The 22,856-nt window shown below is 73.3% G+C and carries 18 protein-coding genes; 9 read left to right on the forward strand and 9 right to left on the reverse strand.

What is annotated here, in order from left to right; genetic code table 11:
* Nucleotides 1–9: 9 nt before the first annotated feature.
* Together edd and zwf are read right to left on the reverse strand one after the other, a co-directional pair.
* The gene (gene edd, locus AC0VX6_RS27885) at nucleotides 10–1,860 is read right to left on the reverse strand and encodes a phosphogluconate dehydratase (RefSeq protein ID WP_274975481.1); all 1,851 of its coding nucleotides are present in this window, start codon (nucleotides 1,858–1,860) and stop codon (nucleotides 10–12) included.
* Entirely contained in the window at nucleotides 1,857–3,335 is a 1,479-nt protein-coding gene (zwf, locus tag AC0VX6_RS27890) for a glucose-6-phosphate dehydrogenase (RefSeq protein ID WP_475466877.1), read from the reverse strand. Before zwf ends, edd begins: the two co-directional genes overlap by 4 nt.
* Nucleotides 3,336–3,545: 210 nt before the next feature.
* Between zwf and AC0VX6_RS27895 the strand changes: the two genes are divergently transcribed.
* The 3 genes from AC0VX6_RS27895 to AC0VX6_RS27905 all read left to right on the forward strand — a co-directional run bounded on the left by AC0VX6_RS27895 (nucleotide 3,546) and on the right by AC0VX6_RS27905 (nucleotide 8,022).
* Nucleotides 3,546–4,733 (forward strand): ROK family protein, encoded by a 1,188-nt coding sequence (locus AC0VX6_RS27895; RefSeq protein WP_475466879.1) that lies wholly within the window; start codon nucleotides 3,546–3,548, stop codon nucleotides 4,731–4,733.
* A gap of 399 nt (nucleotides 4,734–5,132) precedes the next feature.
* A complete protein-coding gene (locus AC0VX6_RS27900; RefSeq protein ID WP_274975484.1) occupies nucleotides 5,133–5,801 on the forward strand; it encodes a hypothetical protein in 669 nt (222 codons plus the stop codon).
* 460 nt (nucleotides 5,802–6,261) lie between these two features.
* Nucleotides 6,262–8,022 carry an LCP family protein gene (locus AC0VX6_RS27905; RefSeq protein ID WP_475466881.1) on the forward strand — a complete coding sequence of 587 codons (1,761 nt, stop codon included), beginning with the start codon at nucleotides 6,262–6,264 and terminating at the stop codon, nucleotides 8,020–8,022.
* Between the two features lie 353 nt (nucleotides 8,023–8,375).
* On the opposite strand, the gene AC0VX6_RS27910 is transcribed toward AC0VX6_RS27905, so the two are convergent.
* Together AC0VX6_RS27910 and AC0VX6_RS27915 are read right to left on the reverse strand one after the other, a co-directional pair.
* Nucleotides 8,376–9,440 (reverse strand): hypothetical protein, encoded by a 1,065-nt coding sequence (locus AC0VX6_RS27910; RefSeq protein ID WP_475466882.1) that lies wholly within the window; start codon nucleotides 9,438–9,440, stop codon nucleotides 8,376–8,378.
* Between the two features lie 353 nt (nucleotides 9,441–9,793).
* A complete protein-coding gene (locus AC0VX6_RS27915) occupies nucleotides 9,794–10,759 on the reverse strand; it encodes a hypothetical protein (RefSeq protein WP_475466883.1) in 966 nt (321 codons plus the stop codon).
* 313 nt (nucleotides 10,760–11,072) lie between these two features.
* On the opposite strand from AC0VX6_RS27915, the gene AC0VX6_RS27920 reads away from it, so the two are divergent.
* Complete coding sequence (locus AC0VX6_RS27920; RefSeq protein WP_475466885.1) at nucleotides 11,073–12,818, forward strand: GAF domain-containing sensor histidine kinase; 1,746 nt, start codon at nucleotides 11,073–11,075, stop codon at nucleotides 12,816–12,818.
* Nucleotides 12,819–12,918: 100 nt separating this feature from the next.
* On the opposite strand, the gene AC0VX6_RS27925 is transcribed toward AC0VX6_RS27920, so the two are convergent.
* The 3 genes from AC0VX6_RS27925 to AC0VX6_RS27935 all read right to left on the reverse strand — a co-directional run bounded on the left by AC0VX6_RS27925 (nucleotide 12,919) and on the right by AC0VX6_RS27935 (nucleotide 16,362).
* On the reverse strand, nucleotides 12,919–13,590 hold the full coding sequence (locus tag AC0VX6_RS27925; protein WP_212642159.1) for a response regulator: 672 nt from the start codon (nucleotides 13,588–13,590) through the stop codon (nucleotides 12,919–12,921).
* A gap of 208 nt (nucleotides 13,591–13,798) precedes the next feature.
* On the reverse strand, nucleotides 13,799–15,313 hold the full coding sequence (locus tag AC0VX6_RS27930; protein ID WP_475466887.1) for an amidase: 1,515 nt from the start codon (nucleotides 15,311–15,313) through the stop codon (nucleotides 13,799–13,801).
* Between the two features lie 29 nt (nucleotides 15,314–15,342).
* Nucleotides 15,343–16,362, reverse strand: coding sequence for a D-2-hydroxyacid dehydrogenase (locus AC0VX6_RS27935; RefSeq protein WP_274975490.1), 1,020 nt, complete (start codon nucleotides 16,360–16,362; stop codon nucleotides 15,343–15,345).
* Between the two features lie 302 nt (nucleotides 16,363–16,664).
* Between AC0VX6_RS27935 and AC0VX6_RS27940 the strand changes: the two genes are divergently transcribed.
* From AC0VX6_RS27940 to AC0VX6_RS27955, 4 genes are all read left to right on the forward strand, one after another.
* Entirely contained in the window at nucleotides 16,665–17,147 is a 483-nt protein-coding gene (locus AC0VX6_RS27940; RefSeq protein ID WP_274975491.1) for a DUF3830 family protein, read from the forward strand.
* 115 nt (nucleotides 17,148–17,262) lie between these two features.
* The gene (locus tag AC0VX6_RS27945) at nucleotides 17,263–18,063 is read left to right on the forward strand and encodes a maleate cis-trans isomerase family protein (protein WP_212642155.1); all 801 of its coding nucleotides are present in this window, start codon (nucleotides 17,263–17,265) and stop codon (nucleotides 18,061–18,063) included.
* A gap of 30 nt (nucleotides 18,064–18,093) precedes the next feature.
* Complete coding sequence (locus AC0VX6_RS27950) at nucleotides 18,094–18,846, forward strand: maleate cis-trans isomerase family protein (RefSeq protein ID WP_274975492.1); 753 nt, start codon at nucleotides 18,094–18,096, stop codon at nucleotides 18,844–18,846.
* Nucleotides 18,847–18,900: 54 nt separating this feature from the next.
* A complete protein-coding gene (locus AC0VX6_RS27955) occupies nucleotides 18,901–19,584 on the forward strand; it encodes a GntR family transcriptional regulator (RefSeq protein ID WP_274975493.1) in 684 nt (227 codons plus the stop codon).
* A gap of 31 nt (nucleotides 19,585–19,615) precedes the next feature.
* On the opposite strand, the gene AC0VX6_RS27960 is transcribed toward AC0VX6_RS27955, so the two are convergent.
* Entirely contained in the window at nucleotides 19,616–19,792 is a 177-nt protein-coding gene (locus AC0VX6_RS27960) for an antitoxin VbhA family protein (RefSeq protein WP_274975494.1), read from the reverse strand.
* 65 nt (nucleotides 19,793–19,857) lie between these two features.
* Nucleotides 19,858–21,321: an NAD-dependent succinate-semialdehyde dehydrogenase gene (locus AC0VX6_RS27965; RefSeq protein WP_274975495.1), complete on the reverse strand. Its 1,464-nt coding sequence runs from the start codon at nucleotides 21,319–21,321 to the stop codon at nucleotides 19,858–19,860.
* A 146-nt stretch (nucleotides 21,322–21,467) separates the two neighbouring features.
* Here AC0VX6_RS27965 and AC0VX6_RS27970 point away from each other — a divergent pair, with 146 nt between their 5' ends.
* Nucleotides 21,468–22,724 carry an aspartate aminotransferase family protein gene (locus tag AC0VX6_RS27970; RefSeq protein ID WP_274975496.1) on the forward strand — a complete coding sequence of 419 codons (1,257 nt, stop codon included), beginning with the start codon at nucleotides 21,468–21,470 and terminating at the stop codon, nucleotides 22,722–22,724.
* The last annotated feature ends 132 nt before the right edge of the window (nucleotides 22,725–22,856 follow it).

The raw sequence follows: 22,856 nt of genomic DNA on the forward strand, positions 1-22,856 counted from the left end.
GTCGGCGGGTCAGGATCCGAAGACCCCGGCGCCCTTCTCCGCGGGGCCGACCGCGCCGCGCAGGGCCGCGAAGAGCTCCCGGCCGGTGCCGGTGGCGGAGTCCGCGCTGGGACGGGCGGGCTCGCGGCCGGTCAGGTCGGCCAGCACCTCCAGTGTGCCCGTGGTGGCGTCCAGGCGGATGGGGTCGCCGTCGCGGACGTAGGCCAGCGCTCCGCCCGCCTCGGCCTCGGGGGAGACGTGGATGGCGGCGGGCACCTTGCCCGAGGCGCCCGACATGCGGCCGTCGGTCACCAGCGCCACCTTCTGGCCCCGGTCCTGGAGCACCGCCAGCGGCGGCGTGAGCTTGTGCAGCTCGGGCATGCCGTTGGCGCGCGGCCCCTGGAAGCGGACCACCGCGACGAAGTCGCCGGTCAGCTCCCCTGCGGCGAACGCGTCCTGGAGTTCGGCCTGGTCGCCGAAGACGCGGGCGGGCGCCTCCACCACGTGCCGCTCCGGCGCGACCGCGGACACCTTGATGACGGCGCGGCCCAGGTTGCCCGACAGCATGCGCAGGCCGCCGTCGGGGGCGAAGGGGTCGTCCGTACCGCGCAGGACGGAGGTGTCGCCGCTCTCCTTGGGGCCGTCGACCCAGGTCAGCTCGCCCCCGTCCAGGTTCGGGACCTGGCGGTAGCGGCCCAGGCCCTCGCCCATCAGGGTGCGCACGTCCTCGTGGAGCAGCCCGGCGTCCAGCAGGGAGCCGATCAGGTGGGCCATGCCGCCCGCCTCGTGGAACTGGTTCACGTCGGCGGCGCCGTTGGGGTACATGCGGGTGAGCAGCGGCACCACCTCGGACAGGTCCGCGAAGTCGTCCCAGGTCAGCTCGATACCGGCGGCGCGGGCGATGGCGACCAGGTGCAGGGTGTGGTTGCTGGAGCCGCCGGTGGCCAGCAGGGCGACCACGGCGTTGACGACGGCCCGCTCGTCGACCTGGCGGCCGACCGGGTTGTAGGAGTCGCCCAGGGCGGTGCGGGCGAGCACGCTGCGCCCGGCCTCGGCGGTCAGGGCCTCGCGCAGCGGGGTGCCCGGCTGCTCGAAGCTGGCCCCGGCCAGGTGCAGGCCCATGACCTCCATGAGCATCTGGTTGGAGTTGGCGGTGCCGTAGAAGGTGCAGGTGCCGGGCGAGTGGTAGGCGGCGGACTCGGCCTGGAGCAGCTCGCGGCGGCCCACCTGGCCCTCGGCGAAGCGCTGGCGCACGCGGGCCTTGTCCTTGTTGGGCAGGCCCGAGGGCATGGGCCCGGCGGGCACGAACGCCACCGGCAGGTGGCCGAAGGACAGGGCGCCGATCAGCAGGCCCGGCACGATCTTGTCGCACACTCCGAGCATCAGCGCGCCGTCGAACATGTCGTGGGAGAGGGCCACGGCGGTGGCCATCGCGATGACGTCCCGGCTGAACAGGGACAGCTCCATGCCCGCGCGGCCCTGCGTGATGCCGTCGCACATGGCGGGCACGCCCCCGGCGAACTGGGCGACGCCGCCCGCCTCGGCCACGGCGGCCTTGATCACGGCCGGGTAGGACTCCAGCGGCTGGTGCGCGGAGAGCATGTCGTTGTAGGCCGAGACGATCGCCAGGTTGGGCGTGACGTCGCCGGACAGCTTGAGCTTGTCCGAGACGCCGCAGGCCGCGAACCCGTGGGCGAGGTTGGCGCAGCCCAGCGCGGAACGGGCGGGGCCCTCGGCCGCCGCCGCGTCGATCCGCGCCAGGTAGGCGGACCGGGTGTCGGCGCTGCGCTCGGCGAGGCGCCGGGTGACGTCTGCGACGACGGGGTGGACGGCTGGTCCGTACCCTGCGGTGTCGGCGTCGCCGGGGATGTGCGCGGTCATCGGGGTCGCTCCTCTTCGTACCACGTACGGCCTGTTCGGCCGATGAGCCGGTGCGCGCCCGCGGGGCCGGCGCTTCCGGCTGGATAGGTCTCGGGGGTGGTGCTCAGGCCGTTCCACGCCTCGATGACGGGGTCCACCCAGCGCCAGGCGGCCTCGACCTCGTCGCGGCGCATGAAGAGGGTGGAGTCACCGGCCAGGACGTCCGTCAGCAGCCGCTCGTAGGCCTCGGGCGAGCGGGTGGCGAAGGTGTCGGCGAAGCTGAGCTCCAGCGGGGCGGGCCGCAGCCGCAGCGCTCCGGCGCCGGGCGTCTTGGCCAGCATGGTCAGGTGTATGCCCTCGTCCGGCTGGAGCCGGATGACGAGGCTGCCCGCGCCGGGCAGGTTGGTGCCGGGGAAGATCGTGTGCGGCACCTCGCGGAAGCGGATGACGATCTCCGAGCGGGAGTGCGACATGCGCTTGCCGGTGCGCAGGTAGAAGGGCACCCCCGCCCAGCGCCAGTTGGCCACCTCGGCACGCAGTGCCACGAAGGTCTCGGTGTCGCTGAGGGCGGGCCCGCCGGGCTCGTCGAGGTAGCCGAGCACCTCCGACCCCTGGACGGAACCGCGCCCGTACTGGCCGCGCACGGTGTCCTCGGCGACGCGGTCCCCGGTGAGGGGGCGCAGCGACTGGAGGACCTTGAGCTTCTCGTCGCGGACGGAGTCGCGGTCGTAGCTGACCGGGGGCTCCATGGCGGTCAGGCACAGCAGTTGGAGCAGGTGGTTCTGGACCATGTCGCGCATGGCGCCGGAGGTGTCGTAGTAGCCCCGGCGCCCGCCGACGCCGACGGTCTCGGCGGCGGTGATCTGGACGTGGTCGATCCAGCGGGAGTTCCACAGGGGTTCGAGGAAGACGTTGGCGAACCGCAGCACCAGCAGGTTCTGCACCGTCTCCTTGCCCAGGTAGTGGTCGATGCGGTAGATGCGCGACTCGTCGAAGACCGCCCCCACCGCGTCGTTGACGGCGCGGGAGGAGGCCAGGTCGCGGCCCAGGGGCTTCTCCATGACCACGCGGGAGTCGGGGGTGACGAGCCCGGCGTCGCTCAGGCCGCGGCAGATCGCGCCGGAGATCATCGGCGGGACGGCGAGGTAGAAGACGCGGTCGCGGCCGGGGCCGAGGGCGGCGGTGAGGGCGTCCCAGCCCGAGGGGTCGCCGCCGACGTCCACGGTGACGTGGGAGAGGCGCTCCAGGAACCGGTGGAGCACGTCGGGCTCGGCGACCTGGACGGCGTGGTGGCCGCGGACCGCGGAGGCGGCCTTGTCCCTGAGGTCGGCGTCGGTGAGGCCGTCGCGCGAGACGGCGACGACGCGGGTCCCCCCGTCCAGGTGGCCGTCGCGGTCCAGCAGGTACAGGGAGGGGAGGAGTTTGCGCATGGACAGGTCGCCGGTACCCCCGAAGACCACCAGGTCGGTGGCACGGGACGCGGACTGCTGCGGCATCTTCGGTCTGCTCCAGCGGGGAGGGAAGGGGATGGGGAGCGGGGGGCGGAGTGTGACGCAGGCGGGGGGTGCGGGGAGGCGGTGCGGACGCGCGGGACGTCCGGCCCTTTGAGCCTAAGCCCGACTATGGTAAAAAACCAAGCACACTTGAGAACAATTATTTACATAACCTCCCAGCCTTGTAGTCGTAACCTCATGGTTGAATGAGCTATGGCCAGAACCCCCGGACGCCTGTCCTCTGCTGCCACCAGCGGCCACATCCTGGAGCTGATCCGCTCCGGAACCGCGACCAGCCGCTCCGAGATCGGCCGGGTCACGGGCCTGTCCCGTCCCTCCGTCGCCCTGCGGGTCACCGAGCTGATCGGCGGCGGGCTCGTCACCGAGGGCTCGGGCGCGGTCTCCAGCGGCGGACGGCCGCCGACCCTGCTGGAGTTCAACGCCGCCAGCGGCCTCATCCTCACCAGTGCCCTGGGCATGGTCCGCAGCCAGGCCGCCGTGTGCGACCTCGACGGCGAGGTCCTCGTGCGCACCCCGGGCTCGCCCGCGATGGAGCAGGGCCCCGACTCCACCCTCCCCTGGCTGCTGGACACCTGGTCCGAGCAGATCGCCTCGCTCGGCCGCGACCCCGGTGACGTGCGCGGCGTGGGCATCGGCCTGCCCGGCACCGTCGAGTTCCACGCGGGCCGCGCCGACGACCGCCCCTTCCTCGGCAAGTGGGCGGGCGTGGCGCTGGCCCCGCTGGTCGCCGAGCGCTTCCCGGTGCCGGTGATGGTGGACAACGACGTGAACGTGATGGCGCTCGGCGAGCACATCGCGGGCGGGCACGGGCACCCCGACGACATGGTGTTCGTGAAGGTCTCCACGGGGATCGGCGCGGGCCTGCTGTCCGGCGGGCGGCTGCTGCGCGGCTCGCTGGGCGCCGCCGGGGAGATCGGGCACATCCCGGTGCGCGGCGCGGGCGGGCTTCCGTGCCGGTGCGGCAACACCGACTGCCTGGAGGCGGTAGCGGGCGGGCGGCGGCTGCTGGAGAGCGCCGCCGAGCAGGGGTGCCGGGCGCGGACGCTCAAGGACCTGGTGGCGCTGGCCTCGGGGGGCGACCCGGTGGCCGTCACCCTGGTCCGGGAGGCCGGGCGCAGACTGGGCGAGGCCCTCGCGGGGGCGGTGAACCTGCTCAACCCCGAGGTGGTCGTGCTGGGCGGCGACCTGGCCGAGGCCTACGACCACCTGGTGGCGGGTGTGCGCGAGGTGGTGTTCCAGCAGTGCACCGCCCTGGCCACCCGGCAGCTGCGCGTCGTGGCCAGCTCCCTGTGGGACGACGCGGGCGTGCGCGGCTGCGCGGCCATGGTGACCGAGGAGATCCTGTCGCCGGAGGCGGTGAACAAGCTCCTGGCGGGCTGAGGGAACGCTGAGGCTTGAGCCCGGCGGGTCCCGTGCGCCCCAGGGCGGTCCGGCCCCGGGCCCCGGAGGCGGGGTCGGACCCGGCGCACGCCCGACCGCCCCGCTCTTCGTCCACAGGCTGTGGACGGGGAAGTTACCTCCGCGCCCGACCGGGAATCATCGCACGGGAGGGGATCGGCCCCCTCCGGCAGCCGCTGCGACCCGCGACCGAGCCGTGCCCCCGCGCTCACCCCGGCTGAACTGCGACGGCGCGCTCGTCGGCGCGTACTCGCCCCGTGCCCGCACTTGACAACCGCCCTCGGTGTGACGAATAGTCACCGAGCATCACCCCTGCCCCGCACACCTCCGTCACCCCCGTGGCCGCGCCCGTGCGGACCCCCGCCCGGAAAGGTCCCCGCCGTGTTCCCAGAGAACCCCCTCGTACTGATCCTGTTGGGCGCCGGAATCAGCCTGGTCACCAGCGTCGTCGTCACCGCCGTCCAGGCCCGTCTGGTCAGGCGCGACTCCATCCGCACCTCCTCCCGCGCCTCCGCGCGCACCCTCACCAGCGCCTTCATCGCCGAACGCGACTCGGTCGACGGCGGCGACAGCTTCCTCGCCGAGGCGGAGCTGACCGTCATGTCCATGACCGACCGCAAGACGCGGGACCGGCTGCGCGACGTCATCCGCCTGCTGCGCGAGCGGGCCCTGCCGGAGATCGAGGAGCTCAGCGGGGTCAGGTCCGAGCGCTCCCGCCAACTGCTGTGCGACCACGCCCTGGAGGTGCTCGGAGCGCACCTGCGTTCCGAGAAGCTGCCCGAGGTGCCCGCCGCGGTCCGCAAGATGCTGTCCGTGGAGGAGGAGGCGCTGAGCATCCACTCCGGCGAGACCCCGCGTCCCGCCGAGCCCATCGCCAAGAGCGCGGTCACCCCGCGCCCCCGGCACACCGGCGCCAAGACCCCGGCCCCGGCCCGCAAGCCCGCCAAGAGCGCGGCCAAGACCCCCGCCAAGCCCGCGGCCAAGGGCGGGCGCTCCTCCTCCGCGGCCGCGGAGGAGCCCGCCAAGGAGAGCGCCTTCTGGGACGACTGACCAGGTCCCGCTCCGCCGACCGCCCGCTGTCCCCGCTCCGCGGGGCGCGGGCGGTCCGCGTCTGCCCCGACGTCGACCGGACATAGGCGTTTCAAGCGGACAAGCCGGGGAAAGTCAGGCGGACGGACGCCGGGAGACGACCACGGGGGCTGAGGAATTGTGCGGCGCAATTGCGGTCAGGCCCCTCGCTCGGGGACAACCCGCGCGCGCGGTCGGGAAGAACTTGACCTAGGATCTCTGCCACGCACACGTTTTCCGTGCCCTGGGCCGCACCCGCTTCCCGGTGCTGCCCGTGCCCCGTGGGCCGCCCCCGAATCCCCAGGAGGCCCCGGATCCGGCGACCGCCCGCCGCTGACGTTCCGCGCGTTCCCCGCCCTCCCCCGCACTCGGACGCGTGTCCCTCCGGCCCGGCGTCCGACCGCTGGCACGTCCCGCCGTCCGAACTCACCGAGATTGCACGATGCCCGCTGATGAGAAGCCCTCTGCCTCCGGCAGGGACCACACACCAGACGACAGGCCCGAGGACGGCTCCACACCCGGCTCAGGGTCCGCGAACACCGGCGGCGACGCGGCCGGTGGGGACACCGCCGCGCCCGAAACCGGGGCTGCCGGGACCGACCGGGCCCACGGGTCGGACGAGACAGAGGGGGCTGAGGAGGCCGGAAAGGCTGAAGAAGCCCCCGAACCCGGTGTGACATCAGACACCGATAGCGCCCAGGAGACTGAGAAGGCTGGCGAGCCCGCCGGGACCGAAGGGGCCTCCGAAACCGAGGAGGCCGCCGGGGGTGAGAAGGCTGTTGAGGCCGAGGAAACCCCCGAGGAGCAGGCGGCTGGATCCGCCGCCGGTGCCGAAGGGGCCTCCGGGGCTGAGGAGGCCGCTGGGACCACTGAGGCCGCAGGGGCTACTGAGGCCGCAGGGGCTACTGAAACCCCAGTGGCCGCTGAGCACGGTGAGTCCGCCAAGGCCGCCGAGACCGGTGGGGCTACCGAGACGTCAGGAACCACTGAGGCCGCCCCGGGCGCGGACGCCCCGGCTGCCGCCGCTCCCGTCCGCACCAAGCGCCGCCGGACCGGCAGGATCCTGGTGTGGGTCGCCGCGAGCCTGGTCCTCGTCTTGGCCGCCGGGGTCGGCACCGCCTACGGCTACTACCGCTCGCTGCGCTCGGACATGGTCCAGTACGACATCGACGGGCTGCTCAAGGAGGAGGAGCGGCCCGAGAGGATCAACGACTCCGTCAACATCCTCTTCATGGGCACCGACGGCTACGAGGAGGGCAGCACCGCCTACTCGACGGAGTTCGAGGGCGAGCGTTCGGACTCGGTCATGCTGGCGCACATCTCGCCCGAGAGCCGGGTGTCGGTGATCAGCTTCCCCCGCGACTCCCTGGTGGCCCTGCCCGAGTGCGAGCCCTACGGCGACACCGAGGGCACGTCCGGTTACTTCGGGATGATCAACGCCGCGATGTACCACGGCGGACCGCCCTGCGTGGTCCGCACCATCGAGTCGCTGAGCGACGTGCGCATCGACCACTTCGTACACCTGAGCTTCATGAGCTTCCGGGACGTGGTGGACGCCATCGGCGGCGTGGACATGTGCATCCCCGAGCCGATGGAGGACAGCCGGTCCAAGCTCGACCTCGACGCGGGCCAGCAGACGCTCGACGGCGACGAGGCGCTGTCGTTCGTCCGGGCCCGCTACGAGATCGGCGACGGCGGCGACATCGGCCGCATCGACCGCCAGCAGATGTTCCTCGCGGCCCTGGCCGACCAGGTGACCAGCAACGACGTGATCACCGACCCGGGCAGGCTCAACGCCGTCCTGCGCGCGGTGGCCGAGCACAGCGCCACCGACAGCGCCCTCACGTTCGACCGGATGCTGTCGATCGCCGTGACCCTGGCGGACGTGGAGCTGACCGACATCGAGTTCCACACCGTGCCCTGGTACCAGGCGCCCTCCAACCCCAACCGGGTCCTGTGGTACGAGGACCAGGCCGAGGAGCTGTTCACGGCCGTGCGCGAGGACCGGCCCCTGCCCCTCACGATGGCCGACGAGGCCCCCGTTCCCCAGGACCCGCCCGGGGCCTCGCCCTCCCCGGCGGACGAGGACGTCGCGGACGCCTCCCCAGAGGAGGACCACGCCCGGCCGGGCGTGGGACGCGACGCCACCTCCAACCCGTGCTCCGACGGGCTGGGCTACGGCACCGGCGACGAGCTGGAGTAGAACGCCGCGGAGGGGCCTTCGGGACTCCTGGAGCTTGCCGGGATCGCGGAGGCCCCTCCGCCGCTCCTTCCGTGCCTTGCGGAACGCCGAGGGGCCCCGGGGCCGGTACGACTCTCCGTACCGGCCCCGGGGCCCCTTCCGTGTTCCCGGGGACTCCGGGCACGAAGGACCGCGGTTCCGGTCCCCCCGGTCCGGAACCGCGGTCGGGCCCCGGGCGGCGGAGACTCCGCCCTCCGCCGGTACGCGCCTGGAACCCCCACAGTTCCGTTCGGCGCCCCTCAGCGGAGGTGGTCCCGCTCACCGCCCGAGGCTCGTGCGCCCGCCACGACCGGCGGGCGCACGTTCCAGGGAGGTCAGGCGATGCTGTCGGGCAGCAGGTTCAGCTGGCTGGTGTCCACCTGGGGCCGACCCAGGTCGGGCATGCCGTCCACGCCCACCAGGTCGTTGCCCACGAAGTCGCCGGAGGGGTCGAGCTGCGTCGTGCGGACGGCGTCGACGGCGAGGTCGGCCACGTCCGAGACCTCGGGGGCGGCGGCCATGGGCAGGGTGCCCGCGGGCACGGGCAGCAGGTCGGCCGAGGCGTCGGCTACGGTCTCGGGCAGCGAGGAGGCGCCCGCGGACATGGGCAGCTTCACGTCGTCGGACAGCACCAGGTCGGAGACCAGGTCGGCGGCGCCGCCGGTCAGGTCGGTGTTCTGGCCGTTGATGGGGCCGGTGGGGGTGTCCGCGGCGGCCAGGGGAAGGGTGTCCCCGGACGCGGGCAGGGTGGCGTCCAGGCCGCTCAGGTCGGTGCCGACCTCGTGCGTGCCCCGCTCGACCGAGGAGCCCAGCTGGTTGAGGCCGGTGCCGACCGTCTCCCTGGTGTCCTGGAGGGACAGGGAGGACTCCGGGTGCGACAGCGGCAGGGTGCCGCCGCCCGTGCCGCCACCGGCACCGCCCAGCAGCCCGCCCAGGATGTCCGAACCGCCCAACCCGGTGGAACCGCCGCCCAGCAGACCGGACAGCGCGTCACCCGACACCGGGCTCTCGGTACCCGACAGGGGCAGCGTCTCGCTGACGGTGTCCAGCTCCAGCGGACCGACGTTGGTGGCGTTCTCCTCCCCCGCCCGGATCGGGGTGTCGGTGGAGACGGCGTTCCCGGCGACCGGGCCGAGGGGCTGCTCCTGGGCGGACTGGCGCCGCACGTCGGGCTGGGCGGAGATCTGGCCGGGCTCGACCTTGACCAGCTCGCCCAGGGGCGTGGAGACGCCCTCCGTCAGCGGCGCCGGAACCTGGCTGCCCAGGTCGTTCAGCGCGAGCCCGTCCGTGGCGCCGCCGAGGGCGTCGGCCCCGGCGATCCCGGCGCCGAGGGCGACGAAACCCGCGGTGCTGGCGGCCACCAGCAGGGTCCTGGCAGAGGTGCGGGCGGTGTTGAACATGTCGTGTGTCCTTCCGGAATGTGGTCTGTGGCTCTCGCGTGGACGGCGTTCGTGTGCGCTTCCCGCCGTCCGACGGTTCCGCTCCCCTGGCCGGGGGGAGGGCTCCGTTCGGGTCCGGGCTTTCCGGTGGGAGAGCCCTCCGCGCCTGGAGGGTGCGGTGCGGCTCTACCGGTCATCAGTCGTGGATCTGGCTGGCCACTGACTGACGTGAACCTCGCCGTCGGGGTGCGCGGCTCACGTCAACCCCCAGAGGATTCCGGTTCCTCACCCACCGTGACCGGTCGGAGGCGCTGCGGCTCTGGGAAGGGGCGTGCCAGGAGGGGTCGCTGGGCGACCCGGCTGGAGGGAGACCGCTAGTCGGGCGAGAAGGTCGGCTCGTCCGCGGACTCGGCGGGGACCGCGAGCAGGACGTGCCGGGCGGCCTGGAGCTGGCCGGGCGCCGGTGCCGGGGCACCGGTGGTGGACAGGTAGCCCGCGACGGCGGGAATTCCGCTGGGAGCGCCCTGGGCGGAACCCGAGGCGGAACCGCCCAGCCCGGAGGGCGTGGCGACCGGATCGGAGGCCAGCCGCGCCGGAGCGTTCTCCGCGGCCGGGTCGGCGTGCGCCCGGACGGCGCCCGCGGTGGTCCCGGTGACGGCAGGGACGAAGTGCGCGACGACCCCGGCGGGTGCGGACGGTACCGCTTCCCCGCTCTCGGCTCCGGTCCGCTCGTCCGTGTCGGCCGGGTCCGCTGACGGGTCCTGCGTGCGCGGCTCGGTGTCGGGGGCGTCGTCCCCGTCGAGGTACTCCCCGACGGGCTCGGTGACCCCGTGCACGGTGTCGCGGATCTGCCGGGCCACCTCGGGGGTCTCGGGCACGTCGCCGCCGGAGACCCCGGCGGACGCGTCGAAGACCATCCGCGTGGTGCTCTGCCCCACCGCGGACACGGCGCCGACCAGCGGGTCGTTGATCCTGGCGGTCACGGGGACGGAGGCTCCGGCGTCCGCGGGCGCGGCGTCCGAGCGGTTCCCGGAGTCGGGGCCGCCCGCGTGCGTCCGGGCGGCGGAACCCTGTACTGAGCCGTCGCGCGCCGCCTCCGGGTGCTCGGCGACCGCCTGCGCGGCGGGTACCCGCACGGTCGCGGCGACGGAGGCGGCCTGGTGCACGAGGGTGCCGTTCGCCACCTCCTCCTGCGCCCGCACGGGGTCGGAGGCCGTCAGCCACGCGGTGACCACGAGCCCGGAGACCAGGGCGGCGAGCAGCAGGGCCCGCCGCACCGGGGCGGGGAGCACGGCGGAACGAACGCCGGGGGCGCTCGTGAGACCGTGGACTCCAGACACCGGGGGTTCCTCTCCACCGTGGGGCGCGGGCCGACACGCGGGGGCGGTCGGGGCCGGTCGCGCCGCGGCGAGCGGCGGCTCCCAGCCGTGGGACGGGAGGTCACAAGGGCCTCGTCGCGTCCGCTGACCGCGACGTTAGCATGAATTAGACGACCGGAACCCCGAATCCACAGGAATTCCCGCCCATCCGGAACCGGCCCCTGAACAGCAAGATGTGGCAAACCGGGGAAAAACCAACGACAATTCAACTATTACGCCCGAGGAAACGCGCATTGCCACAACGCCGACCGGCTCTGCGGAGGTTGACGGACACATGACTGAGATCCCCCAGAGCTCCTCCCTGTCCCCCAACAGCGTCGAAGAACTGCTGGACGAGGTGCACTCGCTGGACCCGCGCATGTCCGCGCACGGCAGGGTGCACTCGCTGCTCCAGGCCGTCCTGGCCATCGGCGGTGACCTCGACCTGGCTACCGTGCTGCGCAGACTGACCGAGGCGGCGGCGCAGCTGACCGGCGCCCGGTACGCGGGCCTGGGCGTGATGGACGAGGACGGGGGCTTCAGCGAGTTCATCCCCGTGGGCCTGACCGAGGAGCAGTCCCGGCGCATCGGCGGGTTCCCCCACGGCAAGGGCGTCCTGGGCGTGCCCCTGAACGAGCGCGCGTCACTGCGCCTGGCCGACCTGCGCGAGCACCCCGACTTCGAGGGCTTCCCCGAGGGCCACCCGCACATGGGCAGCTTCCTGGGCGTCCCCATCCAGGTGCGCGACGAGGTCTTCGGCAACCTCTACCTCACCGAGAAGGCCCGGGGCGCGGAGTTCGACGAGGACGACGAGGCGGTGGTGACCGCGCTGGCCACGGCCGCGGGTATGGCCATCGAGAACGCGCGCCTGTACGAGGAGGCGCGGCTGCGCGAGCGGTGGCTGGCCGCGTCCACCGAGGTCACCACGCGCCTGCTGTCGGGCGCCGACACCTCCGAGGTGCTCGCCCACATGGCCGCGCAGGCCCGGGAGATCGGCGGCGCGGACACGGCCGTGATCATGCTCCCCGACCCCCGCGCCCGGGGGCACCTGTTCGCGGAGATCGCGGACGGGCCCATCGCCCAGGAGATCCTGGGGACGCCGGTGGAGATCCACGACTCCGCGTGCGGGTGGGTGTACGAGTCGGGAGAGGCCCTGAGCGTCCCCGACCTGAGCCGGGCGAACTGCCCCATGCTCGCCCACCGCGGCTACGCCTCGGGCCTGGTGGTGCCCCTGGGCACCCCGGGGAACACGCGCGGGGTGCTGCTGCTGGGCAAGCTGTCCGACCGCGCCCCGTTCACCGCGGCGGTACGCCGCATGCTGCACGGGTTCTCCGTGCAGGCCGCGGTGGCCCTGGAACTGGCCGAGGCGCGGCGCGACACCGAGCGCCTGGCGGTGCTCGAGGAACGCGACCGGATCGCCAAGGACCTGCACGACGTGGTGATCCAGCGCCTGTTCGCCTCGGCGATGACGCTGATGAGCACGCTGCGGCTGATCGCCTCGCCCGAGGCCGAGGAGCGGGTGCAGCGGACCATCGACGAGCTGGACGGCACCATCCGCGAGATCCGCTCGACGATCTTCGCGCTCCAGAACCCGCCGAGCCGCAGGGACACGTCGCTGCGCGGACGCATCCTGAAACTGGCCGAGAACACCGCGCACAGCCTGGGGTGCCACCCCGGGGTGAGCCTGGACGGGCCGATCGACGCGTCCGTGCCCGACGACATCGGCGAGCAGCTGCTCGCGGTGCTCGGCGAGGGGCTGACCAACGTGGCGCGGCACGCGCGCGCGACGGAGGTGCACGTGTCGGTGGCGGTGGAGGAGGCCGCGGCCACCGGGCGTCCCGCCATCCTGACCCTGACGCTGACCGACAACGGCGTGGGCCTGCCCGGGCACGGAAGGCGCAGCGGTCTGCGCAACCTGGAGCAGCGGGCCCAGGCGCTGGGCGGCGGTTTCACCGCGCGCGGGAGCGAGGGCGGGGGCACGGTGCTGGTGTGGCGGGTGCCCCTGCGCGACGACGCCGTGCCGCCCCCGGACAGTTTCTGAGGGGACCGGGGGCGCGGCCACGGTTCCGGGCGGTCCCGGTCGCCCCGGGACCGCTCGGACCACCGGGACCGGCCCGCCGGGGCGGGCCGGGCAGCCGCGGTCAGTACCGGCGGCCGCGCAGTTCGGCGACGAGCACGGCGGCCTGCGTACGGCGCTTGAGGTCCAGCTTGGACAGCAGGGCGGACACGTAGTTCTTGACGGTCTTCTCCGCCAGGTACAGGCGCTCGCCGATCTGCCGGTTGGTCATCCCCTCGCCGATGAGGTCGAGGATCTGCCGCTCCTGCGGGGTCAGCTCGGCCAGCGGGTCCGGCTCGGCCTGGGCCCCGCGCAGCCGCTCCAGCATCGCGCCGGTGCTGCCCGAGTCCAGCAGCGAGCCGCCCGAGGCCACCGTGCGGACCGCCCCGACCAGATCGGCGCCGTGGATCTGCTTGAGCACGTACCCGGCCGCTCCGGCCATGACGGCGTCGTACAGGGCGTCCTCGTCGGCGAACGAGGTCAGCATCAGGCAGGCGATCTCGGGGTGGTCCGAGCGGATCTCCCGGCACACCTGCACACCCGACCCGCCCGGCAGCCGCACGTCCAGGACCGCGACGTCGGGCAGCACCACGGGAATCCGCGCCAGCGCCTGCTCGGCCGTCCCGGCCTCGCCGACGACGGTCATGTCGTCCTCGGTCTCCAGCAGGGCGGCCACTCCCCGGCGGACCACCTCGTGGTCGTCCACCAGGAACACCCTGATCCGCTTGCGAACGCCCTCGGCTCCACCAACCGGCATCGGCCCATCCTCATCCCTGCGTCACCGCGATCAGACACCGCTCCGATGAAGACGGTAATACGTGCGGGGGCCCGCGCGCGGGCCCTTAGGCACCGAACTCCTCGGACGAAGGTCCTACAAACGGACAATTCTCCTCATCTGCGGAGCAAAGCGCCTGATCGCAGCGGGTGTGCGCGTGGCTCCCATGAGCCACGGAACCTCTCCGAATTCACGGCCTCCGGTCCGCCCAGGGACGGGCGAGCTCGAACGCGCGGCAGGCCTCCAGCACCCGGGCGTCGGCGTGCCGGGGCCCGACCACCTGGAGGCCCACCGGCAGCCCCGCCGCCGTGAACCCGCACGGCACGCTCGCCGCGGGCTGCTGGGTCATGTTGAACGGGTAGCTGAACCCCGCCCACGAGGTCCACCGCTCCCCCGCCAGCCGCGGCGGCGACTCCAGCCCCGCCTCGAACGCCGCGACCGGCATCGACGGGGTGAGCAGCAGGTCGTAGGCGTCGTGGAAGCGGCCCATCCGGGCGCCCATCTCCATCCGCAGCGCCATCGCGGTCAGGTAGTCCTGCGCCGAGTAGGTCAGCCCCTCCTCGACGATCTCCCGCAGGCCGGGGTCGAGCAGGTCCCGCTGGCGGCCCGTGAGCCGGTCCGTGGCCTTGGCCGCGCCGGAGTACCACAGCACGTGGAACTCCTCCCGGGAGTCGGGCAGGCCGGGGTCGGCCTCCTCCACCCGGGCGCCCAGCGCCTCGAACACGGCCACCGCGTCGGCGACCGCGGCGGCCACCTCCGGGTCCACGTCCAGACCGCCCAGGGTGGGGCTGTAGGCGATCCTCATGCCCCGCACCAGCCCCTCGGCGTCGGTACGCAGGCGCACGTCGCCGAGGCCGGGCGCGGGCGGCGCCAGCGCGGCCCAGTCGCGCGCGTCGGGCTGGGCCATGACCTCCAGCATCAGCGCCATGTCGCCCACCGTGCGGGCCAGCGGCCCGGTGTGCGCGAGCGACCCGAAGGGGCTGGCCGGGTAGTGCGGCACCAGGCCCCACGTGGGCTTGATCCCGCACACGCCGGTGAAGCTGGCCGGGATGCGGATCGAACCGCCCCCGTCGGTCCCGGTGGACAGCGGGGCCATCCCGGCCGCGACGGCCGCCGCGGACCCGCCGCTGGAGCCGCCCGGCGTGGTGGACAGGTCCCACGGGTTGCGGGTGACCCCGGTGAGCGGGCCGTCGGTGACGCCCTTCCATGCCAGCTCGGGCGTGGTCGTCTTGCCGACGAACACCGCGCCGCTCTCGCGCAGCCGGGCCACCGCCGGGGAGTCCTCCTCCCAGGGCCCCTCCTGGGAGCTGGTGACCGACCCCTTCAGGGTGGGCCACCCCCGGGTGAGGTGGACGTCCTTGACCGAGACCGGCACCCCGTCCAGGGCTCCGGAGGGCTCGCCGCGCCGCCACCGCTCGGCGGAGGCGCGGGCGGCCTCGCGGGCCTCGTCCGGGCGCACCAGGCAGAACGCGTTGAGCGCCGGGTTGTCCCGCTCGATGCGCTCCAGGACGGAGTCGGCGGCCTCCACCGGGGACAGCTCCCCGGCGGCGTAGGCCGAGAGCAGTTGCTCGGCGGACAGGTCGGCCGGCCCGGAGGGCCCGCCGGAGCGCGCCTGCGGAACCGCGGTCGCCCCCGGGGCGCCCTCGGCCGCGCCGACGTCCGCGCCCGCGTCCTCGGTCCCGGCCCGGTCGGAACGGATCGTCACTTCAGCCTCCCGTGTCACGCCATCAGGGGTCAGCCGGGCACGTAGCCGCGGCTCTTGTCGACCACGTTGAGCAGTTCCCGCCCGTCCAGGTAACGGGCGAGGTTGTCGAGGAACAGGTCCATGAGGTCACCGCGCCATCCGACGACGTCGCCCGACATGTGCGGCGAGACCACCGACCCGGGCAGCCCCCACAGCGGGGAGACCGCCTTGAGGGGCTCGTCCTCGAACACGTCCAGCGCGGCGCCCGCGATGACGCGGTGCTCCAGGGCCGCGGCCAGGTCGGCCTCGACCACGATGGGGCCGCGCGCCACGTTGACCAGCCGCGCGGTGGGTTTCATCAGCCCCAGGAAGCGGCGGTCGACCAGCCCCCGGGTGGCGTCGGTGAGCGGGGCGGCGACCACCACGTAGTCGGCCTCGGGGAGTTCGCCGACCAGGGTCGGAGCGCCGTCGGCTCCGCGCTCGGCCAGGCTGGACTCGACCACGGAGCCGAAGTCGGGGTCGCCGCCGCGCGCGCGGCTGCCGGAGGCGTTCACGCGCATGCCCACGGCCGTCAGCTTGCGGGCGATGTGGCGGCCGATCGGCCCGGTCCCGACCACGAGGGCCCGCTTGCCGGACACGCGCTCGGTCTCCCGGTGCTCCCAGCGGTGCTCGCGCTGGTGCTCCCAGGTCTGCTGGAAGCCCTTGGCGAAGGCGATGACCTGCCCGAGCACGTACTCGGCGATGGGCTCGTCGAAGACCCCGCGCGAGTTGGTGACCACCGCCGGGCTCTCCACCAGGCCGGGGAACATGAGGTTGTCCACCCCGGCGGTGGCTGCGTGCACCCAGGACAGGGAGTCGGCCTTGGGCCAGGCGGAGGCCAGCGCCTCGGTGAACAGGTCCCACACCAGCAGCGCTTGCGCCCCGGGCAGCCTGGCGGGGAGTTCGTCGGCGGTGGCGTAGACGACCTCGCCGAGCCGGGGATGGTCGTCCATCCGCTCGCGGCCGGGCGGGAGGTCGTCGCCGTGGAGGACGAGGAGTCTCGGTCGGTCGGGCGGGATGAGGCTGTTCACGGGCGTGCACTCTCCGGTTGGCGACGGTGGTTCAGAGAGGTCGTCGGGGACGGATCGCCCTGCACGGGAAACGCTAGGGAGCCGACATAGGATTGTCAACAATCCACAAATCGACTGTTCCCCCCGAAAACCGGGCCTCTCATGCCACCTCTGACCTGCCCGGGATACCCACTCGCACCGGGGTTATTGCCGCATCCGGGTTGTGGACCCTAGGATTGTCAACAATCAACAGCCCCGACGCCGGGGGTGTTCTCGCAGGTCCCGCTGCCCGACGTCGAAGGGACTACCCATTGCCCCGGTACATGACCATCACCCTGCCCAGGCGCGGGGTCTCCTGCGTCGCCGAACTCCTGGACAAGGACGCGCCCCGCACCTGTGAGGCGGTCTGGAACGCCCTGCCGCAGGGCGACGCGGTCCAGCACGCCAAGTACGCGCGCAACGAGGTCTACACGATGGTGCCGCGGTTCGCCGAGGCCGAGCCCGGCCAGGAGAACCCCACCGTCACCCCGATCCCCGGCGACGTCGTCTACTTCTCCTTCGACGGGGGCATGCTCGACCGCGCCTTCAAGGAGGACAAGGGGATCGGCCACCTGCCCGGCGTCATCGACCTCGCCCTCTTCTACGGGCGCAACAACCTGCTCCTCAACGGCGACGTCGGCTGGGTGCCCGGCAACGTGTTCGCCACCGTCGTCGACAACCTTCCCGCCATGGCCGAGGCCTGCAACGACGTCTGGCGCTCGGGCAGCGTCGGCGAGCGCCTGGTGTACGAGCGCCTGGAGCGCTGACCGGCCCGCGAGCCGCCACGACCGCGCCCGAGGACGGCCCTCCGGCCCCGGCGCGGAGCGACCGCGTCCCCACGGGGACGGCAACGACAACACACATCCGGGAGGTGAGTGACCGATGCGGACCGACGGAGAGCACACGAACGGCACCGGCGCGCAGCAGCAGGTCGTCGAACTGGCCGCGAGCACGCGGACGCCGTGGCAGGCGGGAGTCGGCGTCATCGCGCCCTACGACTTCGCGCTCGACCGCGAACTCTGGCGCTGGACGCCCGACGACGTCTCGCTGCACGTCACGCGGTTGCCGTACGTACACGTACCGGTGACGGTCGACCAGGCCGCCGCCCTGTGCCGGGAGGAGCACGTGGACCCGGCGGTCCGCGCGCTGCTCGCCCCCGAGCCCCTGGCCATCGGGTACGCGTGCGCCTCGGGCAGCTTCGTGCACGGCGCCCGGGGCGAACGGCGCCTGCACGGGGCCATGGTGGGCGCCGGGGCGCCCGCCGCCGTCACCACGTCCGGGGCGCTGGTCCAGGCCCTGGGGGCGCTCGGCGCCGACCGGATCGCCGTCGTCACGCCCTACGTGGACAGCGTGACCGACCGGCTCCTGGCCTACCTGGCCGAGCACCGCGTCGCCGTGACCTCCAGCGTGGGGCTGGGTCTGCTCAGCCACATCTGGCGGGTGACCTACGCCGAGGTGTCCGAGGCGGTGCACTCGGTGGACCGCCCCGACGCCCAGGCCGTGTTCATCAGCTGCACCAACGTGCTCACCTACGACATCATCGCGCCCCTGGAACGCGAGCTGGGCAAACCGGTGATCGCGGCCAACCAGGTGACCATGTGGGCCGTGATGAGGGCGGCGGGCCGCCAGGCCGTGGCCCACGGACAGAGCCTGATCGACGTCGCCGCGCCGAGTGCCGCGTGATGCGCGGGACGTGACGCAAAGGAGAGCCCAATGACCCGCGTCGGATTCCTCTATCCCGGGTTCAGCGCCGAGGACGACTACAAGGCCTTCGAGGGCCTGCTCGGAGGGGGCGTCGAGCTCCCGGTGGTGCACACGCTCATGCGCGAGGACGCCCACCGGGTGGACGCCCTGCTCGACGTCGGCGGCGATGACGTGCTCGCCGGGGGCGCCCAAGAGCTTGCCGTGATGGAGGTGGAGGCCGCGGTGTGGGCCTGCACCAGCGGCAGCTTCGTGTTCGGCTGGGAGGGCGCCCGCAGACAGGTCGCGGGGGTGCGCCGGCACGCGGGCGCTCCGTCGTCGAGCACCTCGTTCGCCTTCGTGCACGCGCTGAGCCAGCTGCGCGTCTCGCGGGTGGCGATCGCCGCCACCTACCCCGACGACGTCGCCCAGAGGTTCGTGGAGTTCCTCACCGAGGCGGGGGTGACCGTGCTGTCGCTGGCCAGCCACGGCATCGCCACCGCCGCCGAGGTCGGCGACCTGGACCCCGACGACGTTCTGGACTTCGTCATCTCCAACGACCACCAGCGCGCGGAGGCCGTCCTGGTGCCGGACACCGCCCTGCACAGCGCCCACCTCATCGAACCCCTGGAGGCGCTGCTGGGCAAGACCGTGCTCACCGCCAACCAGGTGAGCGTGTGGGAGGGTCTGCGCCTGGCGGGGGCGACCGCGGGCCGGGGCTCCGGACCGGGCATGCTGTTCCGCTCGGGTTCGGCCGCGGTCAACAGCGTCCTGGCGTCCCGTTAACCTCGACGACGCGCCCGCCGCGCGTCCCGTCCCCGATCCGAGAGGAGGGCGGCCATGTCCGCCCCAGGCCAGCTCAGACCCGTGCCCCGGCGTTCCACCGCCGAACTGATCGCCGACCAGCTGCGGTCCGCGATCATGTACGGCTCGCTCGCGCCGGGGGACCAGCTCGGCGAGTCCGAGCTGGCGGGTCAGCTCGGGGTGAGCCGCGGTCCCCTGCGCGAGGCGATGCAGCGTCTGGTGCAGGAGGGGCTGCTGCGCAGCGAACGGCACAGGGGGCTGTTCGTGCGCGAACTCACGCCCGCGGACGTGCGCGACGTCTACGTGGCCCGGCTCGCCGTCGAGCGGACCGCGTGCGAGCTGATCATGCGCGGCAACCGGGGCGAGGCCGTCGCCCGCCTCACCCCGGCCGTGGAACGTCTGGCCGCCGCGGCGGCCGGCCGCGACCGCAACGCCATGAGCGACGCCGACCAGGCCTTCCACCAGACCCTCGTCAGCTGCGCGGGCAACAGCCGCCTGGAGCGCATGGCGCAGACGCTGCTGGTGGAGACCCGGATGTGCCTCACCGTGATGCAGGACGTGTACCCGGAACCGGAGGAGCTCCTGGACGAGCACCGCCGCATCCTGGACGCGATCGTGAACGGGGCGGAGGAGGAGCTGCTGCGCCTGATCGAGGCGCACATGGTGGACACGGTCGCGCGCATCAACGGCGGGGACGGGGATTCCGCCCCCGAGGTCTGAGGCTCCCGCGGGGCGCGGGCGCGCCGTCCGGTCACTCCCGCAGCCGGTACCTGGCCAGGATGCGCTCCCTGGCCTCCTCGAAGCTCATCTCACCGCGCGCGATCCGCTCCAGGTCCGCCCGCGCCTCCGGCGAGGGTTCACCGCCCGCCGCCCTGACCGAGGCCAGAGCGGCGGCGGTGTCGCCGTCGTGGGGGATTCGTGTGCCCATGGGGCGAGCGTAGGCGGTGCCGCGCCCGAAACACAGGCGAACCTCCGGATCGCCCGGATATCCGGTCAGATTCCGCCGATGCCGACGTACTTGGTCTCCAGGAACTCGTCGATGCCGACCCGGCCGCCCTCGCGGCCCAGACCGGAGTGCTTGACCCCGCCGAAGGGCGCGGCCGGGTTGGAGACCACGCCCTGGTTGAGGCCGACCATGCCGGTCTCCAGGTTCTCGCTGACCCGCAGCGCCCGGTTGAGGTCGCGGGTGTAAACGTAGCTGACCAGCCCGTACTCGGTGTCGTTGGCGGCCCGCAGCACCTCGTCCTCCGTGTCGAAGGGCAGCACGGGGGCCACCGGGCCGAAGATCTCGGTGGTGGACAGCTCGGCCTCGAAGGGCACGTCGGCGAGCACGGTGGGCTTGTAGAAGTGGCCCGGGCCGTCGCCGGGGCCGCCGCCGACCAGCACGCGGGCGCCCTTGCCCACGGCGTCGTCCACCAGGCCCTGCACCTTGTCGCGGGCCTTGTCGTCGATGAGCGGGCCCACGTCGACGCCCTCGTCCACGCCGCGGCCCAGGCGCAGCGCGCCCATGCGGCGGCTGAGGCGCTCGGCGAACTCCTCGGCGATGCCCGCCTGGGCGTAGATGCGGTTGGCGGCGGTGCAGGCCTCGCCGATGTTGCGCATCTTGGCGAGCATCGCGCCGTCCACGGCGGCGTCCATGTCGGCGTCGTCGAAGACCAGGAAGGGCGCGTTGCCGCCCAGTTCCATGGAGGTGCGCAGGACCTGCCCGGCGCTCTGTTCGAGGAGCTTGCGGCCCACGGCGGTGGAGCCGGTGAAGGAGACCTTGCGGATGCGCCCGTCGCTGAGCAGGGGCTCGGTGACCGAACCCGGGTCCGTGGTGGGGATGACGCTGAGGACGCCCTCGGGGAGCCCGGCCTCGGAGAGGATGCCCGCCAGGGCGAGGGCGGACAGGGGCGTCTGGTGGGCGGGCTTGAGGATCACGGTGCACCCCGCGGCGATGGCGGGGCCGATCTTGCGGGTGCCCATCGCCATGGGGAAGTTCCAGGGGGTGATGAGCATGCAGGGGCCGACCGCCTGGCGCATGACCAGGAAGCGGGACTTGCCGTCGGGCGAGGTGGAGAACCTGCCCTCGATGCGCACGGCCTCCTCGGAGAACCAGCGCAGGAACTCGGCGGCGTAGGCGATCTCGCCCCGCGCCTCGGCCAAGGGCTTGCCCATCTCCAGGGTCATCAGGACCGCCAGGTCCTCCCGGCGCTCCATGAGCAGCTCGTAGCCCCGGTACAGGATCTCGCCGCGGTCCCTGGGCGCCGTGCGCATCCAGTCGGCCTGGGCCCGGTGCGCCGCGTCCAGGGCGTCGAGCGCGTCCTCCTTCCCCGCGTCCGCGACCTCGCAGAGCACCTCGCGGGTGGAGGGGTCCTCCACCTCGAAGGCGTTCCCGGAGGCGGCGTCGCGCCACGTCCCGCCGATGAACAGCCTCTTGTCCACCTGCGCGACGACCCGTGCTTCCTGATCCGACATGTTCGCTACTCCCCGGTCGAGATTCGGCCTGTGGTCAGAACTGCCCAACGTGCGCCCACTGGACACCGTCGCCGCACGGATGTTTCCATAGCAGCGTCGATTGTCAACAATCCTACGGAACACGCGACACGGAATCGAGGCCACGCATGGCGGAGCTCTCCCCGATCCTCAAGCAGGCGACACCGGTCGTCGCCGCCCGAGGCGAGGGCGCCTACATCTACGACGAGGACGACCGCCGCTATCTCGACTTCACCGCCGGCATCGGCGTCACCAGCACCGGCCACTGCCACCCCCGCGTCGTGGCCGCCGCGCAGGAGCAGGTGGGGACCCTGGTCCACGGCCAGTACACCACCGTGATGCACCGGCCGCTGCTGCGGCTCACCGAGCGGCTGGGCGAGGTGCTGCCCGCCGGGCTCGACCGGCTGTTCTACGTGAACTCGGGCAGCGAGGCCGTCGAGGCCGCCCTGCGGCTGGCCCGGCAGGCGACCGGTCGGCAGAACGTCATCGTGTTCCAGGGTTCCTTCCACGGGCGCACCATGGGCGCCGCGTCGCTGACCACGTCCGGGGTCAAGATCCGGGCGGGCATCGGCCCGCTGATGCCCGGCGTGGTGGTCTCGCCGTTCCCGTACGCCTACCGGCTGGGCGTGTCCGAGGCCGACGCGGTCGCGTACGCGCTGCGCGAGCTGGACTACCTGTTCGCCACGGTCACCTCGCCCAAGGACACGGCCGCCGTGTTCATCGAGCCGGTGCTGGGCGAGGGCGGCTACGTGCCGGTGCCCGCGGCCTTCCTCCAGGGGCTGCGCGAGCGCGCCGACCGGCACGGGTTCCTGCTGGTCGCGGACGAGGTGCAGACCGGCTTCGGGCGCACGGGCACGTTCTGGGGCCACGAGCCCTCGGGCATCCGGCCGGACGTGGTCATCACCGCCAAGGGGCTGGCCAGCGGCTTCCCGCTGTCGGCGATCGCCGCCCCCGCCGCGATCATGGAGAAGGCCTGGCCGGGCTCCCAGGGCGGGACCTACGGCGGCAACGCGGTGTCCTGCGCCGCCGCCCTGGCGACCCTGGACGTGATCCAGGAGGAGGGCCTGGTGGAGAACGCCGCGCGCATGGGCGAGCGGCTGCGGCTGGGCCTGGAGAAGGTGGCGGAGGCCAACCCGGTCATCGGCGACGTGCGCGGCCGGGGGCTGATGCTCGGCAACGAGTTCACCGCCGCAGACGGGACGCCGGACGGCGCCACCGCGCTGCGCGCCCAGCAGGCCGCGGCCCGGCACGGGCTCCTGCTGCTCACCTGCGCCCCCGACGGGAACGTGGTGCGGATGATCCCGCCGCTCATCGTCGACGGCGACCAGGTCGACAGCGCGGTGTCGCTGTGGGCCGCCGCCGTGGAGGAGGCCGTCGCCGGCTGAGGCGGGATTCGTGACCGCCGCCCCGGTACGGATTCCGTGCCGGGGCGGTAACGTGCGGTGCGGACCCCCGAGAAACCGCGCGTCCGAAACGCGTGTCCGAAACGGAGGGGCCGAGCGCGGCGAACCGCACGC

This window comes from Nocardiopsis sp. iso_25, assembly GCF_056173305.1.

Coding starts and splice junctions, on each gene's coding strand:
- AC0VX6_RS27895 (WP_475466879.1), top strand. CDS start 3,546: ATGGCCAGAACCCCCGGACGCCTGTCCTCTGCTGCCACCAGCGGCCAC.
- AC0VX6_RS27905 (WP_475466881.1), top strand. CDS start 6,262: ATGCCCGCTGATGAGAAGCCCTCTGCCTCCGGCAGGGACCACACACCA.
- AC0VX6_RS27920 (WP_475466885.1), top strand. CDS start 11,073: ATGACTGAGATCCCCCAGAGCTCCTCCCTGTCCCCCAACAGCGTCGAA.
- edd (WP_274975481.1), bottom strand. CDS start 1,860: ATGACCGCGCACATCCCCGGCGACGCCGACACCGCAGGGTACGGACCA.
- AC0VX6_RS27950 (WP_274975492.1), top strand. CDS start 18,094: ATGACCCGCGTCGGATTCCTCTATCCCGGGTTCAGCGCCGAGGACGAC.
- AC0VX6_RS27945 (WP_212642155.1), top strand. CDS start 17,263: ATGCGGACCGACGGAGAGCACACGAACGGCACCGGCGCGCAGCAGCAG.
- AC0VX6_RS27970 (WP_274975496.1), top strand. CDS start 21,468: ATGGCGGAGCTCTCCCCGATCCTCAAGCAGGCGACACCGGTCGTCGCC.
- AC0VX6_RS27955 (WP_274975493.1), top strand. CDS start 18,901: ATGTCCGCCCCAGGCCAGCTCAGACCCGTGCCCCGGCGTTCCACCGCC.
- AC0VX6_RS27965 (WP_274975495.1), bottom strand. CDS start 21,321: ATGTCGGATCAGGAAGCACGGGTCGTCGCGCAGGTGGACAAGAGGCTG.
- AC0VX6_RS27940 (WP_274975491.1), top strand. CDS start 16,665: ATGACCATCACCCTGCCCAGGCGCGGGGTCTCCTGCGTCGCCGAACTC.
- AC0VX6_RS27925 (WP_212642159.1), bottom strand. CDS start 13,590: ATGCCGGTTGGTGGAGCCGAGGGCGTTCGCAAGCGGATCAGGGTGTTC.
- AC0VX6_RS27910 (WP_475466882.1), bottom strand. CDS start 9,440: ATGTTCAACACCGCCCGCACCTCTGCCAGGACCCTGCTGGTGGCCGCC.
- AC0VX6_RS27960 (WP_274975494.1), bottom strand. CDS start 19,792: ATGGGCACACGAATCCCCCACGACGGCGACACCGCCGCCGCTCTGGCC.
- zwf (WP_475466877.1), bottom strand. CDS start 3,335: ATGCCGCAGCAGTCCGCGTCCCGTGCCACCGACCTGGTGGTCTTCGGG.